This window comes from Azospirillum lipoferum (genome assembly GCF_024170005.1).
GTDB lineage: Bacteria > Pseudomonadota > Alphaproteobacteria > Azospirillales > Azospirillaceae > Azospirillum > Azospirillum lipoferum.
Genome location: NZ_JALJXJ010000001.1, coordinates 416,105 through 430,257, shown reverse-complemented (window position 1 = coordinate 430,257; position 14,153 = coordinate 416,105). Strand labels below are relative to the sequence as shown.

Here is a 14,153-nt window from a genome sequence, read left to right as displayed (position 1 = left end):
CAAGCACGAGGGTGTCGTGCCCGGCCGGACTTTCCGTCACCCGGAGAGCGCGTTGCCTCACGCCTTCAGCTTCAGCGCGACGAACGACTCGTTGCCCTGCCGGTTGATCAGCATCAGCAGCGCCTTCTGCCCCGCCTTCTCGGCCTGCGTCACCTGCTGGCGGACATCGGCCGGGCTCTTCACCTCGGTGTCGCCGACCCGCTCGATCACGTCGCCGGGGCGGACCGGCACGTCGACGCTGGAGGACAGGCCGGTCACCACCACGCCCTGCACGTCTTCGCCGATGCCAAGCCGCTTGCGCGCCGCCCGGTCCAGCGGAGCGAGCTTCAGCCCCTTCACCGGCGCCACCTCCTCATGCTCGGCGGACCCCTTGCCGGTGTCGCTGTCGGCCGACGCCATCTGCTGCTGTTCGGACAGGCGGTCAATGCGCACCGGCACCGTCTTCTCCCGGCCGTCGCGCAGGATCTTCAGCTCCACCGTGTCGCCGGCCTTGGTATCCGCGACGTGGCGGGTCAGGTCGCGCAGGTTGTTGACCGGCTTGCCGGCATAGGACAGCACCACGTCGCCCTGATGCAGGCCGGCACGCTGGGCCGGGCTGTCGGCGGTCACCTCCGCCACCAGGGCGCCCTTGGCGCCAGGCAGGCCAACGCTGTCGGCGATGTCCGGAGTCACCTCCTGGATCTTCACGCCGAGCCAGCCGCGCTCTACCTTGCCGCTCTCCTTCAGCTGAGCCACCACCTCCTTGGCGAGGTTGGACGGAATGGCGAAGCCGATGCCGACCGACCCGCCATTCGGCGAGTAGATGGCGGTGTTGATACCGATCACCCGGCCGCTGAGGTCGAAGGTCGGGCCGCCAGAGTTGCCGCGGTTGATGGCGGCGTCGAGCTGGAAGTAATCGTCATAGGGACCGCTGTGGATGTCGCGGCCTCGGGCCGACACGATGCCCTTGGTGACGGTGCCGCCCAGCCCGAACGGGTTGCCGACCGCCATCACCCAGTCGCCGACGCGGGTCTTGTCGCTGTCGGCCCAGTCGACCGAGGGCAGCGGCTTGTCGGACTTCACCTTCAGCAGGGCAAGGTCGGTCTTGGCGTCGCGGCCGATCAGCTTGGCCGGCATTGCGGTGCCGTCCTGGAGGGTGACGGTGATCTCGCTGGCGCCGTCGATGACGTGGTTGTTGGTCACGACATAGCCGGCGGGATCGATGATGAAGCCGGAACCGAGCGCCCCGGTCTTGCCGCGCGGCCCCTGGTCCTGATCCTGGTCACCGTCCGGCCCACCGTTGGGTCCGCCATTCCGGCCCATCTGGTCCTGGAACTGGCGGAAGAACTCCTCGAACGGGGTGCCCGGCGGGAAGCCGGGGATGGCCGGGCCGCGTTGCGCCCGGGTTTCGGCCTTGGCCTCCTGGGTGGCGGCAATGTTGACGACAGCCGGGCTGACCTTGGCCGCGAGGTCGGCGAAGCTGGCCGGCGTGTCCTGCACCATGGAAACGGCTGGGGAAATGGCCGACGGCGTGGCGTTCTGCTGTGCCTGCGACACCGCCCAGCCGGCCAGCGCCGGAGCCGTCAGCAATGTGGAGCCCAGCAGCAGGGCCGCGACGGTCCGGCGAAAACGGCCCGCACGACCGATCTCGCGCTGGGGCTTCGACTGCGAATTGGCGGGAGGAAGGGTGGTCATGACGGCGACACTCCAATCAGGCGATTCCGACTGTGGGGAGGTGGTGCCGGCGATCCGACCGCCGCAGCACCTCACCGCTGTTGTTCCCAACATAGGAACCCACCCTTGACCGCCGCCTTGCGACCGGATGAAAGAAATTTCAGGCTGGCCGGTCGGATCGGCCGCGCGGCCCTACTCCCCGATCAGATGCAGCGCGATCTCGCGCCGGTGCGGCCGGGCGCGGTGTTCGAACAGGTAGATCCCCTGCCAGGTGCCCAGCGCCGGCTCCCCCTCGATCACTGGAATCGACAGGTTGACACCGGTCAGGGCGGAACGGATGTGGGCGGGCATGTCGTCCGGTCCTTCGGTGGTGTGGACGTAGAGCGACGGATCCTCTGCCACCAGCCGGCGGAAGAAGCGCAGCAGGTCGGTCTGCACGTCGGGATCGGCATTTTCCTGAATGGTCAACGATGCAGAGGTGTGGCGGCAGAACACCGTCAGCAGCCCGGTCTCCATCCCCTGCTCCGCCACCCAGCGCCGCACCGGTGCGGTCACCTCGACCAGCCCGGCGCCTCGGGTGGGGACGGTCAGCATCGTGGCGGCTTGTCGCATGGCGTTCGGTCTCCTTCAGTTTTCGGTGGCATTTTTCGCTGGCTTGGTTCCGGGATCAGGCAATACCAGATGTGTCTGCCCGGACGGATCGGCAGGTACGCTGTTGTACCGGAACCGCAATGGAGGAAAACGGCGCATGGACATCACCGGCACCCACAGCGTTCCCGGACCGCGCGACCGCGTGTTCGCGGCACTCTGCGACCCGGCGGTCCTGATGCGCTGCATCCCCGTGCTGGAAGAGATGGAGCGGCTGTCGGCCACTGACTATGCCGCGCGGGTGCGCACCACCCTCGGCCCGATGAAGGCGCGCTTCTCCGGCCGCCTGCGGCTGGAGCCGGAGGATGGCGCCCACCGCTACCGGCTGATCGCCCAGGGCAATGGCGGACTGGCCGGCGCGGTGAAGGGCGAGGCGCTGGTGGTGCTGGAGGAGGAGGACGGGCGTACCCGGCTGACCTACAGCCTGTCGGTGGCGCTGGGCGGTGCCGTCGGCCGGCTGGCGGTGAAACTGGTGCAGGCCAAGACCGACCGCGTGCTCGCTGGCTTCTTCGAGCGTTTCGCTGAGGAGGTCGACGTCCACGGGGAGTGATGCGGCGTAATGCCGCAGGCCGGACCGCCAATCAGTGCCTTTCGCAGGTGCAGCACCTTAGGTCAGGATATCGGCGTCGCGGGTGCTCTTTGCCGGTGGAGATGCCGAGTGGTCCTGTCCCAGCCCACTGCCCAGCCCCTTGCCCACCCCCCTGCCCGACCTGACCCCGACGCCGATCGCATGATCTTCGGCCGCATCCTGGCGCTCGCCGCCACCGATCCGGTGCGGACCATGGTCCAGGCGCTGGCATTGGCCAGGACGGACCTCGCGGAGCTTGCCGCACGCCACGCCCCCCACTTCACCAATGCCGTCGCCGCCCTGCCCGATGACGATGAGGCGGGCGAGGACGCCATCGAGGAAGCGGACCTGCGCGCCTTTCTGGTCGAGCATGGTGCAAAGGGAGCCGACGAGGAGCGCTGGCTGGCCGCCATCCTGGCGCGCCGGTCGCTGGAGCCCAACCATCTGTGGCAGGACATGGGCTTCCACGACCGTGGCGAACTCAACACCATGTTCCGGCGGCATTTCCCGACGCTGGTGGCGATGAATTCCGGCGACATGAAGTGGAAGAAGTTCTTCTACCGCCAGCTTTGTGAGCGCGAGGGGCTGATGCTGTGCAAATCCCCCAACTGCGAAGTCTGCGACGACGTGGAGGTCTGCTTCGGCGAGGAGGCCGGCGATCCGCTGTCCACCCTTTCCCGCCTCGCCCGCGGCGGATAAGACACTTCAGCGCGGCTGGGCGCCCAGATCCTCGAAGGTAATGCCCTTGTCGGTGTGGCGGAAGCGGCCCTTGCCATTGACGGTCAGCGGCGGCTGCCCCGGCTGCGGCACGAAGGTGGCGGCGTAATAGCAGTCATGCTGGCCGCTCTCTATCGGCCCGCCCTTCGGCTTCGCCTCGACGCAGCCCTGCTTGCGGAAATTGTCGAAGCCGCGGAAAGTCGCGTTGCCCTGCCGCTCCAGCGTGCGGCGGGTGTGCGCCTCCACCAACTTGCGCATATCGCCCTCCGACGGTTCGCCCGAACAGGCGGCGAGCAGCAGCGCGGCGAGCAGGACCAGACGCCTCACCGTCCCCCCAAAAGCCGGTCCACCCGCTCCTTCAGCGCGGCGAAGGAGGGCGGCTTGACCACGAAGCCGTTGACGCCCAGTGCCATCGCCTGCTTCACGATCTCCGATTCGGTGTGGTTCGTCAGGAACACCACCGGGGCGCGGGGATTGGCGGCCTCTGTGCTGGCGCGCAGGCGGGCCAGAAACTGCAAGCCGGAGACCGGCTTCATGTCGATGTCGCAGACGATCAGGTCGGGATCGACACGGATGCATTCGTACATCGCCGACTCCCCATTATCGGCCTCCGCCACATCGCGGAAGCCGATCTGGCTCAGGATCTGGACGATGGTGCGGCGGACGAAGGGCTGGTCTTCCACGACCAGGATCCGACGCTGGGAATAGTCCGTCGCCTGCATATCCATTCCCGATCCTCCAGCCAAATCGCCGCATTCCACAGATACAGTCCGAACCGGCGGCGGGCAACCGAAGGTCGGTTACCGGCGTGTGGAATATGGTTTTAACTCTGTAAAATTATCTACAATTTGTGTTGCCTGCCTTCATCCGTCGACCTGCACCCGGCCGGTGAACTCCTCTCCCGCCCCGCCCTGCATCAGGGGGATCCCCGGAAGGCGGAATAGGGCAGATGGATGGAAAAGGTGCTGCCGACACCGGGGCTGGAAACGACCGTGATTCGGCCGCCCAGCCGCTCCACCATCTTGCGGGCGATGGCCAGCCCCATGCCGGTGCCAGGATGTTCGTCACGCGAATGCAGGCGGCGGAACACCTCGAAAATCTGGTTGCGATAGCGCGGCTCGATGCCGATGCCGTTGTCGCGCACATCGATCATGTCATGGCCCTCGACCCGCCGGTGGGAGATCTCCACCTCCGCCGCGCGGTAGGGATGGCGGTATTCGACGGCGTTGTCGATCAGCACGACGAAGATCTTGCGCAGCAGCCGCTCGTCCGCCTGCACCGAGGGCAGCTCCGCCACGGTCACGCAGGCGCCGGCATCGGCGATCCGCCGCTTCAGCGCGGCCAGCGCGGCCTGGAGCGCGTCACTGGCCGAAATGACACCGCAGCTGAGCGGCACCCGGTCTTCCGCCAGGAAAAGCTGGACGTCGCGCAGCAGCATCTTCAGCCGCCCGGCGCCGTCGGCGATCTCGCGGATGAAACCCTCGCTCTCCTCGTCCAGCTTGCCCTTCTGCTGCCGTTCCAGCAGTTGGGCATAGCTGGCGATGACGCGCAGCGGCTCCTGCAGATCGTGGGCGGTGGCATAGGCGAACTGCTCCAGCTCGTTCTTGGCGCGGCCAAGCTCGGCGGTACGCAGGTCGACCTGCCGCTCCAATGCGTGGCGGCGGCCGATCGCCATGAGGGTGACCGCCTCGATCAGCAGCGACAGCAACAGAAAGGCGATCTGGAAGCCGCGATAGGCCGGGTCGTCATGGGTAAGCACCTCCCAGCTGGTGCGTGGGGCCAGCGCCAGATGCCAATAGCCGTCGGGCAGGTTGATCCGCTCGACCAGCGGATCGCTCTTCCAGGCCAGGGCATCGCCCGCCACCTGCTGCCCGGTGTCGGTCACCACGGCAAATCCCAGATGCGCCGGCACCCGGTCGAACCGCACCTCGTTCAGGATCGCCCCGACGTCGAACACCAGCCCGACGGCGCCCCAGGGCTTGCCCGGCCCATTGACGATCTGGCGGGCAATCAGCCCCTGCCCACCCTGCAACAGGTTGACCGGGCCATGGACGGTGACGTCACGGCTGATGATGGCGCGCCGCACCGTCTCGGCGAAGCCGGGCCGGGAATCCCGCAACAGGTCGTTGCCCAGGACCTTCTCGTTGCCTTCCACCGGATAGACGATGCGGACGACGAAGTCGGGCGCGGCGGCGATGTTGCGCACCCCCACCACCGATCGCCGCAACCCCTCCGCATAGCGCGGGAACTGATCGGCAAGGTTACCGCTGCCGGATGCGACCTCGACGAAGGCGGTCAGGCCGCGGACCAGGGCGAACCGCTCGTTCAACGCGCTCGACAGGGTGCTGGCGAGCGACGAGGCGGTCAGCGCCGCATCGGCCCGGTGTTCGGCCACCAGGACGCGGACACAGACGTCGCCCAGCCAGACATAACCCAGCGCCAACACCAGCGTCACCGCCGCCTGGACGGCGACGGGCTTCCAGATGCGCAGTCCGCCGGACAACAGGCGGCGCAGGACGGCCGGCACCGGCCGGCGCGGCGCGGTCAATGGCTGCACCGTCATGGCCGGACCCGGGCCTGCATCACCACCCGCCCCGGGTCAGGCCGCCACGTCGACCGGCGGCCGGTCCCTGGTGGCGATTTCCACGGCCCGCGCGAAGTCCGCCGCCATCTTCTCAGCCTCGAAGGCCAGGTGGATGCGGTTTTGCTCCCCGGCCTTCACCACGACCACCGCTTCCGCGCCATAGCGGTCGAGCCGCAGATGGCCGGTGGCCCCCGCCAGCGAACGGCCGTCGGTCGCCGTCACCGGGTCGATCATGGCGCCACCGATGGACAGGTTGCGCACGGTCACCGCCAGACGGTCGCCGCCGATCAGCAGGGTTCCCGTCTCTTCCACCTGGAAGCGCGGCTTGCGCCGCCGGTCGGCATCGCCGGTGGAGGTGCGGACGATGCGGACCAGCACCTGCCGCAGGCTCTCTATGGAGCGGGCGACATCGCCGGAGCCGTTCTTGACATGGGTCGCCTGTTCGCCGGTGCGGTCGGCCTCCTCCGACACCGCGGCGATGCGGTGCGACACTTCCTGTGCCGCAGTGGAAGTCTCGACCACGTTGCGGCTGATCTCCTGGGTGGCGGCCGACTGTTCTTCCATCGCCGACGCGATGGAACCGGCGATGTGGTCGATCTCGGCGATGGTCCGGCCGATCTCCTCCACCGCCTGCACCGCCTCGTCGGTCACGGCCTGGATGGCGGTGATCTGGCGGGTGATCTCCTCGGTCGAGGACGCGGTCTGGTTGGCGAGGTTCTTCACCTCCTGCGCCACGACGGCGAAGCCCTTGCCCGCCTCGCCCGCCCGCGCCGCCTCGATGGTGGCGTTCAGCGCCAGCAGGTTGGTCTGGCCGGCGATCGACTGGATCAGGTTCACCACCTCGCCCACCTTCGCCACCGTTTCAGACAGCGAGCGGATGGTGGCCTGGGTGTGGTGGCCGCTCTCCACCGCGCGGCGGGTCACCGCGCTGGAATGGGCGACCTGCGAGGAGATCTCCCGGATCGAGGCGGCCAGTTCCTCGCTGGCGGCGGCGACGGTCTGGGCGTTGGCCAGCGCCTGGCCGGCGGCCGACGCCACGGTCTGGGCGTTGACGCTGACCCGCTCGGCCGAGCCGGACATGCCTTCGGCGTCGTCAGCCATGGCGCCGGTGCGCTGAGCCACCTCCTCCACCGCGCGGCCGGCCTCACGCTCTACGGTCGAAGCCATGGTTTCCAGGGCGCGGCGCCGCTCCTCGTCGGCATGCCGGGCGCGCTCGACACGCTCCTGCACGGCATAGCAGAGCCGGGCCTTCAGCCCGCGCAGTTGCCCGGCGATGAGATGGAATTCGGCCGCCGCCGGCAGGTCGATGATGTGGGTCTGGTCGTTGCGGGCGATGGCGTCGAAATCGGACGAGAAGGTGGCCAGCGGACGGCGGACGGTGCGCAGCAGCAGCAGCCCGCAGAACACGGCGGCCAGCAGAACGGCCAGACCGGCCGCCACGGCGAACACCAGATGCCACTGGAAATCCTCCAGTGCTCCCTCATACTCGGCCCTGGCGACCGTCAGCTGCAGTTGCAGCAGATCCTTGTTGGTCTGGAAGGCAGCCTGGAACAGCGGATCGATGCGGTCGCGGACCAGCACCTCAAGCCGCAGCGAATCACCCTGTCGCGCCAGTTCCACCGCCGGCCTCAGGCCTTCGTTCAGGAAGGCGGCGCGCTGCTTGGCGAAGCGCTCCGCCAGCATCTTCTCCTCCGGCGTCAGATAAGTCGCAAGATAATCCGCCCACAGCCGGTCGATGGTGCCGTTGTTGCCGGTGATCCGTTCCTCGCGCTGCGTCATCACCTTGGGATCGGTGCCGTCGCGGGTGTCGATGATCAGGCGCTGCAACGTCTGCACAGTGTCGCGCATATTGTCCAGGATCTCGCCGATCTGCACCGCCGGCACCGTCCGGTCCTCGTACACCGTCCTCAGCGAGGCGTTGCTGTCGGACATGCCGCGCAGCGTGACGCCGCCGACAACCAGCATCGACAGGATCATGAAGGCGAAGATCACCGTCAGCCGCCCCGTCACCGTCGTCATCCAGCGCCGGAGCGCTGCCCCCGCTCCGCGCCCGACCCCCTGCCCGTCACGCACCGTCAGATGGCGCGCCCGGCCCTCGCGGATGTCGGCATAGAGCCGGTCGGCCGCCGCCACCTGCTCCCGCGATGGCTTCGTGCGGATGGAAATGAAGCCGGTCACTGCCCCATCCTCCATCACCGGCGTGACGTTGGCGCGGACCCAGTAAAAGTCGCCCGTCTTGGTCCGGTTCTTCACCAGCCCTTCCCACGGCCGGCCGTCCTTGATCGTCGCCCACAGGTCGGCGAAGGCCTCCCTCGGCATGTGGGGATGGCGGATCAGATTGTGCGGGGCCCCGATCAGCTCGGATTCGGCATAGCCGCTGATGTCGACGAAGGCCTTGTTGACGAAGGTGATGCGCCCGCCCGTGTCGGTACGCGACACCAGCAGGACGCCGTCCTCCATCACGATTTCGCGGTCGGTGATCGGTTCGTTGAGACGCATGGACGGGGGCCTCGTCAGACAATGGGCACATTCGGGGCACGACCGGCAGCGCGAGCGGGCGCAACTGGACTTCGGACAGACAGACAGTCCACCGCCGGGAAAAAGCGATGGTTCGGCACGGATAGCGGAATGGGGCTTCGTCTACCCTGAGTAGACCTCCTCCGCACTGATACAGATCAAGTCGGCAAGCCGCATGCCATGCACAATAAAATCTTCGGAAACAGCCGTTCCGGCTAAACCCTTATGGACAGCAGCGTCCGGCATTCCACGGACTTACGATCTGCCATGCGGGCACGCCGCATCCAGCATTGCAGTTTACAAATAAAAGCGGGATTCAAGGGGAAAGAGCACAAAATTGCAAAAGATCCACCCGCCAAAGACAAGAACAGTCATTTGCATAAGGAAATTTTTATAAAAGAAAACCCCTCTCTCGACTTGGAGAGAGGGGTGCCAGCACTGCGATATTTAGCCGCAGCACTCTTAGACATGAAGAATAGACCGCAGTGGATCAGGAGTTCGCCATCAGCTGTTCCAGCCAATGGATATCGTAATTGCCGTCGATGAAAGCCTGCTGGGCTATGATGCGGTCATGCAGCGGCAGCGTCGTCTGGATGCCGCCGATCACATACTCCTCGATGGAGCGGCGCAGGCGCATCAGGCACTCGTTGCGGGTGGTGCCGTGGACGACCAGCTTGGCGATCAGGCTGTCGTAATGCGGCGGCACGCGGTAGCCGTCATAGAGCGCCGAATCGACGCGCACGCCCAGGCCACCCGGCGCGTGATAGCCGTCGATCTTGCCCGGCGACGGGATGAAGGTTTCCGGATTCTCGGCGTTCACGCGGCATTCGATGGCATGGCCTTCGAAGCGGATGTCCGACTGGCCGTAGCCCAGCGGTGCACCGGCGGCGACGCGGATCTGCTCGCGCACCAGATCGATGCCGGTGATCATCTCGGTGATGGTGTGCTCGACCTGCAGGCGGGTGTTCATTTCGATGAAATAGAACTGCCCGTCCTCGTAGAGGAACTCCATCGTGCCGACGCCGCGGTAGCCGATGGCCGCCGCCGTCTTCGCCGCCAGCTCGCCGATGAAGGCACGCTGTTCGGCGTTCAGCGCCGGGCTCGGCGCCTCCTCGATCACCTTCTGGTGCCGGCGCTGGACCGAGCAGTCGCGCTCGCCGAAATGCACGCAGGTGCCGTGGGAATCGCCCAGCAGCTGGATCTCGATGTGCCGCGGGCGGCCGAGGAACTTCTCCAGATAGACCTCGTCGTTGCCGAAGGCGGCGCGGGCCTCGGCGCGGGCGAACTGGTAGGCTTCCTTCAGCTGGTCGGGGTTGCGGGCGACCTTCATGCCCTTGCCGCCGCCGCCGGCCGCCGCCTTGATCAGCACCGGATAGCCGGTCTCGTGGGCGACCTTCTCCGCCTCTTCCAGCGTCGCCACCGGGCCGTCGGAGCCGGGCACCACCGGCAGCCCCTGCTCCATCACCGTCTTCTTGGCGGTGACCTTGTCGCCCATGATCCGGATATGCTCCGGCGTCGGGCCGATGAAGGTGAAGCCGTGCTCCTCCACCATCTCCGCGAACTGGGCGTTTTCCGACAGGAAGCCGATGCCGGGATGGATGGCGTCGACATTGGTGATCGACGCCGCCGACAAGATAGCCGGAATGTTGAGGTAGCTGTCGCGCGCGGACGCCGGGCCGATGCACACACTTTCGTCGGCGAGGCGGACGTGCATGGCGTCGGCGTCGGCGGTGGAATGCACCGCCACGGTCTGGATCCCCATCTCGCGGCAGGCGCGGTGGATGCGCAGAGCGATCTCGCCACGGTTCGCGATCAGGACCTTTTCGAACATCGCCAAGGGAATGCCCCGCTTACTCGATGATGAGGAGAACTTCGCCGAATTCGACCGGCTGGGCGTCGGACACCAGCACCTCGGCGACCGTGCCGCCGCGCGGTGCCTTGATCGGGTTCATGACCTTCATCGCCTCGATGATCATGATGGTCTGGCCGGCCTTGACCACGTCGCCCGGACGGACGAAGGGCGTGCCGCCCGGCTCGGCCGCCAGATAGGCGGTGCCGACCATCGGCGAGGTCACCGCACCCGGATGGCTGGCCGGCTTGGCGGCAGCCGGCGCCGCCGCGGCAGCCGGGGCGGCCGCCAGGACCGGGGCGGCCTGGACGGCGACCGTCTGGGCGGCGGTCGGGCGGGTGACGCGGATGCGCTTTTCGCCCTCGGCGAACTCGATCTCGCTCAAGCCCGTCTCACGCAGGAGGTCCGCCAGCTTGCGGACCAGATCGCCGTCGATGTCGAAGCTCGCCATGATGTCAGTCGTTCCCGTTTCCTTAATCGCGGTCGATGATGTTCGCGATGGCGTCCAGCGCCAGAAGATACCCGTGCGGCCCGAACCCGCAGATCATCCCCCTCGCCACCGGCGAGATGTAGGAGTGATGGCGGACCGGCTCGCGCTTGAAGATGTTCGACAGATGGACCTCGATCACCGGCAGCTCCGACAGGATCAGGCTGTCCATGATCGCGACCGAGGTGTGGGTGTAGGCGCCGGCGTTGATGACGATGCCGTCATTCTCCGTGCGGGCCTGCTGGATCCACGAAACCAGTTCGCCTTCGTGGTTCGACTGCCGGAAATCCACGGTCAGACCCAGCGTGTCGGCACGCTCGTGGCAAGCGGCCTCCAGGTCGTCCAGGGTCATCGACCCGTAGATTTGCGGCTCCCGCACGCCCAGCATGTTGAGGTTCGGCCCATTGAGGACCAGAATCGACGCGTCGATGGCCACAGCCCGCGCCCCTTTTCCATGATCGAAACCGCGCGTTTATAGCACGAAGCGCCGTCCTGTCCATGGCAACGGGGGCCTGCCGCGCGGAAAAGCGCGTCCAAGGCTGGAAAATCGGCTCGGCCGGACCGAAAGACCGTGCGAAACGCAGGGAATAGGCACAGGGCAATCAGGGGGGAGGCTGAAGCGTGTGGTTTGCCAGAAGCTGACTGTAAACGCCCTGCCGCTTCAAAGTCTTCAGCCCGCCGTTGAAGGCGGCGACCGTCGCTTCCGCCCCCGGCGTGGCGCGCCCGACCACCAGATGCAACGTCACCACCGCGAAGGGCCGCTCCGCCACCCGGATGTCGTCGGCCAGACCGGACTTCGCGATGGCCGCCGCACCGCTGAACTCGTCGATCACCAGCGCGTCGGCCCGGGCGGTCGCCACCATGCGCACGCAGGCGCCCAGGTCGGACGGAGTCTGCCGGGTCAGGCGGCCCTGGCCGACCATCGCCTCCAGTTCCGCCGGCAGGGCATAGCCGACCGGCTGGCAGACCGTGCGCCCCTGGAAATCCGGCAGTTGGTCGGAGTCGCCGGGTCCCGTACGTCCATGGAATTCCATCCCCGATCGGTTCGACAGATAGACGAACTGCCGCACCTCGATCACCGGGTCGGAGAACAGCACCTCCCGCTCGCGCTCGGGCGTGCGGACATAGGGAAAGGTGGCGAGGAAGCGGCCGGCCACCACGCCGTCATAGCCGCGTTTCCACGGCATGAAGCGCACATCGTACCGGCGCCCGCCGACCGCGAAGGCCCGGCGGACCAGGTCGGTCACCAGCCCGCCTTCCGGCAGGTCATCGCCGGTGTAGGGGGCGTAGTCGCTGCCGGTCACCAGATCCAGCCCGGTGTAAGGAGCGGGAGCCGGTGCGGTGCTGGGGGTCGCTTCCGAGCCGGTTTCCATAGCCCGTGGCTGGGCCGAAGCCGCGCACAGCAGCAGTCCGGCCACGGCGGCGCCCAGCGCTGCCGATCTCGCCCTGCCCACCGTCCTCTCCGCCGCCCTGCCTGCCGCTTGCCGCACGTCCACTGGCCGCCCGCTGAGTGGTTCCGGCGCCGCTCCCCCGCGGCGTCGCCTGAGATCTAACGGCCTATCCGTTGCCCTGTAAAGAGCTGCCGGCCCTTCCGGCAGCCTCCAGTCATTCCGCCGCGGCGGGGGCGGTCTCCCTGGCACGGCGGCCGGCCGGATCGGTGTAGAGGTCGTTGATGCGCTGGACATGCACCGCCGTCGCCTCACGGATGGCGAAGATCGCCTTGCGCGCCCGCCCGCCCCAGCCGGCCGGCTGCTTGGCGAAGATCGAGCGGAAGAAGCGTGTGTTGCGAAGAAAGGCCTGCCGCAGATTCAGGTCGACGTCGCCGAAGCGGTCGCTCAGGCCCGCGGCGATGCGGCGGGCAAAAAACTGCCGGACCTTGAAATGCCCGGCCAGGAAAAGACCGCCCAGCAGCACCGCGGTGCCGATCAGATGCAGCGGCAGCCCGTTGTCGCCGGACTCGGACAGCCAGCCCAGGAAGGCGCCGAAGCCGCCCCCCAGCGTCTGCACCACCGTCCCCAGCAGCGCCAGCAGCAGCACGCCCCACACCGCGTCGCCGGTCAGCACGCGGCGGCGCCACATCGCCATCGCCTCGCGCAGCTTGGGCAGCACCTCCCCCTCCAGCTCCTTGGTCAGGCTGTCGATGGATCCGATGATGCGATAGGCGCGGGCGACCTCCACCTCGTTGATGCGGGTCTGGATTTCGGCCAGATCATGGTCGCGGCGCGCCTCGTAGCGGGCGCGGCGGCCGTCATCCTCGATGTCGACGGCGGAGCGCTGGTCGTAGATGGCATAGAAGCGGCCCGACACCAGCCCGGCCTGGGCGATGGCGCGCTGCCAGGCGCCGAACACCGCCTCCAGATTGTCCTCCTTGGCGGTGGTGTCGACCTGATTGAGGATGTAGCAGACCTTGCGGGCGTCGGCGCGGTTGACCGTCTTAGCGACCAGATGGCGCAGCGTGTCCTGCATGGCGCCCGGTTCCGGATGGCGGGCGTCGAAGAAGACCAGCACGAGGTCGGACAGCTCGACGATATGGTCGACCAGCCGCAGGACGGACCGGCGCTGGTCGTCGGCGTCGAAGCCCGGCGAATCGATGAAGATCTTGCCCTTGGTCCGAGAGCCGGCCAGCGTCTTCAGCTGCAGGTAATTGTCGATCCGCTTGCCCTCGCCGGCGGCGACCTTCTCGATCTCGTCGGCGATCCGGTAGAAGGGAAAGCGCGGGTCGGCGTTCAGCGCGGTGCCGGGCAACGCCTCCTTGCGGGTTTCCGGACCGTGGCAGATGACGGTGAACTTGTCGTCGACCGCCTGATTGCCGGTGTTCTGCAGCACTTCGCCCAGATAACCGTTGAGGAAGGTCGACTTGCCGGCCGAGAAGGTGCCGAGCACCGCGACCATCGGCCACCACGGAATGCGGGTGGTCAGGGATTCATGGCGGTCGATCAACCCCAGCCCGGCCAGGATGCGGTCGAAGGCGCGGAAGGTCGGGAGGACCGGCAGCAGGTTGGGATTTTCCGCGCGCAGATGGGCATCCAAAGCCGCAAGGCGCTGCTGAAGGGCTTGCCGGGGGGTCATGGGCGGGGGAATTCCACTGTTGCACGGGCCGAAAAGGACGGCCCCTCTCTAGCACGGGCGG

Annotated in this window: 13 protein-coding genes; 2 read left to right on the top strand and 11 right to left on the bottom strand. The window is 67.4% G+C overall.

Annotated elements, in window-relative coordinates; all coding sequences use genetic code 11:
* Window positions 1-57: 57 nt before the first annotated feature.
* Both J2848_RS02140 and J2848_RS02135 read right to left on the bottom strand, forming a co-directional pair.
* A complete protein-coding gene (locus tag J2848_RS02140; protein ID WP_149230796.1) occupies window positions 58-1,674 on the bottom strand; it encodes a DegQ family serine endoprotease in 1,617 nt (538 codons plus the stop codon).
* A 171-nt stretch (window positions 1,675-1,845) separates the two neighbouring features.
* Complete coding sequence (locus J2848_RS02135) at window positions 1,846-2,265, bottom strand: secondary thiamine-phosphate synthase enzyme YjbQ (protein ID WP_149230795.1); 420 nt, start codon at window positions 2,263-2,265, stop codon at window positions 1,846-1,848.
* A 136-nt stretch (window positions 2,266-2,401) separates the two neighbouring features.
* Here J2848_RS02135 and J2848_RS02130 point away from each other — a divergent pair, with 136 nt between their 5' ends.
* Together J2848_RS02130 and J2848_RS02125 are read left to right on the top strand one after the other, a co-directional pair.
* Window positions 2,402-2,851 carry an SRPBCC family protein gene (locus J2848_RS02130; protein WP_149230794.1) on the top strand — a complete coding sequence of 150 codons (450 nt, stop codon included), beginning with the start codon at window positions 2,402-2,404 and terminating at the stop codon, window positions 2,849-2,851.
* 108 nt (window positions 2,852-2,959) lie between these two features.
* Window positions 2,960-3,568 carry a nitrogen fixation protein NifQ gene (locus J2848_RS02125; RefSeq protein WP_246193774.1) on the top strand — a complete coding sequence of 203 codons (609 nt, stop codon included), beginning with the start codon at window positions 2,960-2,962 and terminating at the stop codon, window positions 3,566-3,568.
* 6 nt (window positions 3,569-3,574) lie between these two features.
* Here the strand turns inward: J2848_RS02125 and J2848_RS02120 are convergent, their stop codons facing one another.
* The 9 genes from J2848_RS02120 to J2848_RS02080 form a co-directional block, all read right to left on the bottom strand.
* A complete protein-coding gene (locus J2848_RS02120) occupies window positions 3,575-3,913 on the bottom strand; it encodes a hypothetical protein (protein ID WP_149230792.1) in 339 nt (112 codons plus the stop codon).
* Window positions 3,910-4,314 (bottom strand): response regulator, encoded by a 405-nt coding sequence (locus J2848_RS02115; protein ID WP_149230791.1) that lies wholly within the window; start codon window positions 4,312-4,314, stop codon window positions 3,910-3,912. The genes J2848_RS02120 and J2848_RS02115 overlap by 4 nt, the downstream gene beginning before the upstream one ends.
* A gap of 188 nt (window positions 4,315-4,502) precedes the next feature.
* On the bottom strand, window positions 4,503-6,149 hold the full coding sequence (locus J2848_RS02110; RefSeq protein WP_149230790.1) for a sensor histidine kinase: 1,647 nt from the start codon (window positions 6,147-6,149) through the stop codon (window positions 4,503-4,505).
* 36 nt (window positions 6,150-6,185) lie between these two features.
* A complete protein-coding gene (locus J2848_RS02105; RefSeq protein WP_149230789.1) occupies window positions 6,186-8,669 on the bottom strand; it encodes a methyl-accepting chemotaxis protein in 2,484 nt (827 codons plus the stop codon).
* A gap of 508 nt (window positions 8,670-9,177) precedes the next feature.
* Window positions 9,178-10,518 (bottom strand): acetyl-CoA carboxylase biotin carboxylase subunit, encoded by a 1,341-nt coding sequence (gene accC / locus J2848_RS02100; protein WP_149230892.1) that lies wholly within the window; start codon window positions 10,516-10,518, stop codon window positions 9,178-9,180.
* A 19-nt stretch (window positions 10,519-10,537) separates the two neighbouring features.
* Window positions 10,538-10,987 carry an acetyl-CoA carboxylase biotin carboxyl carrier protein gene (gene accB / locus J2848_RS02095; RefSeq protein ID WP_149230788.1) on the bottom strand — a complete coding sequence of 150 codons (450 nt, stop codon included), beginning with the start codon at window positions 10,985-10,987 and terminating at the stop codon, window positions 10,538-10,540.
* Window positions 10,988-11,009: 22 nt separating this feature from the next.
* Window positions 11,010-11,459, bottom strand: a complete 450-nt coding sequence (gene aroQ / locus J2848_RS02090) for a type II 3-dehydroquinate dehydratase (RefSeq protein ID WP_012973695.1) — start codon at window positions 11,457-11,459, stop codon at window positions 11,010-11,012.
* 166 nt (window positions 11,460-11,625) lie between these two features.
* Window positions 11,626-12,477, bottom strand: a complete 852-nt coding sequence (locus J2848_RS02085) for a substrate-binding periplasmic protein (protein WP_246193773.1) — start codon at window positions 12,475-12,477, stop codon at window positions 11,626-11,628.
* 151 nt (window positions 12,478-12,628) lie between these two features.
* The gene (locus J2848_RS02080; protein WP_149230787.1) at window positions 12,629-14,092 is read right to left on the bottom strand and encodes a dynamin family protein; all 1,464 of its coding nucleotides are present in this window, start codon (window positions 14,090-14,092) and stop codon (window positions 12,629-12,631) included.
* Between the last annotated feature and the right edge of the window lie 61 nt (window positions 14,093-14,153).

What these genes read in the sequence shown, in the direction of transcription:
- J2848_RS02140 (WP_149230796.1), bottom strand. Translation starts at nt 1,674, where the DNA reads ATGACCACCCTTCCTCCCGCCAATTCGCAGTCGAAGCCCCAGCGCGAG.
- J2848_RS02135 (WP_149230795.1), bottom strand. Translation starts at nt 2,265, where the DNA reads ATGCGACAAGCCGCCACGATGCTGACCGTCCCCACCCGAGGCGCCGGG.
- J2848_RS02130 (WP_149230794.1), top strand. Translation starts at nt 2,402, where the DNA reads ATGGACATCACCGGCACCCACAGCGTTCCCGGACCGCGCGACCGCGTG.
- J2848_RS02115 (WP_149230791.1), bottom strand. Translation starts at nt 4,314, where the DNA reads ATGGATATGCAGGCGACGGACTATTCCCAGCGTCGGATCCTGGTCGTG.
- J2848_RS02110 (WP_149230790.1), bottom strand. Translation starts at nt 6,149, where the DNA reads ATGACGGTGCAGCCATTGACCGCGCCGCGCCGGCCGGTGCCGGCCGTC.
- J2848_RS02105 (WP_149230789.1), bottom strand. Translation starts at nt 8,669, where the DNA reads ATGCGTCTCAACGAACCGATCACCGACCGCGAAATCGTGATGGAGGAC.
- accC (WP_149230892.1), bottom strand. Translation starts at nt 10,518, where the DNA reads ATGTTCGAAAAGGTCCTGATCGCGAACCGTGGCGAGATCGCTCTGCGC.
- accB (WP_149230788.1), bottom strand. Translation starts at nt 10,987, where the DNA reads ATGGCGAGCTTCGACATCGACGGCGATCTGGTCCGCAAGCTGGCGGAC.
- J2848_RS02080 (WP_149230787.1), bottom strand. Translation starts at nt 14,092, where the DNA reads ATGACCCCCCGGCAAGCCCTTCAGCAGCGCCTTGCGGCTTTGGATGCC.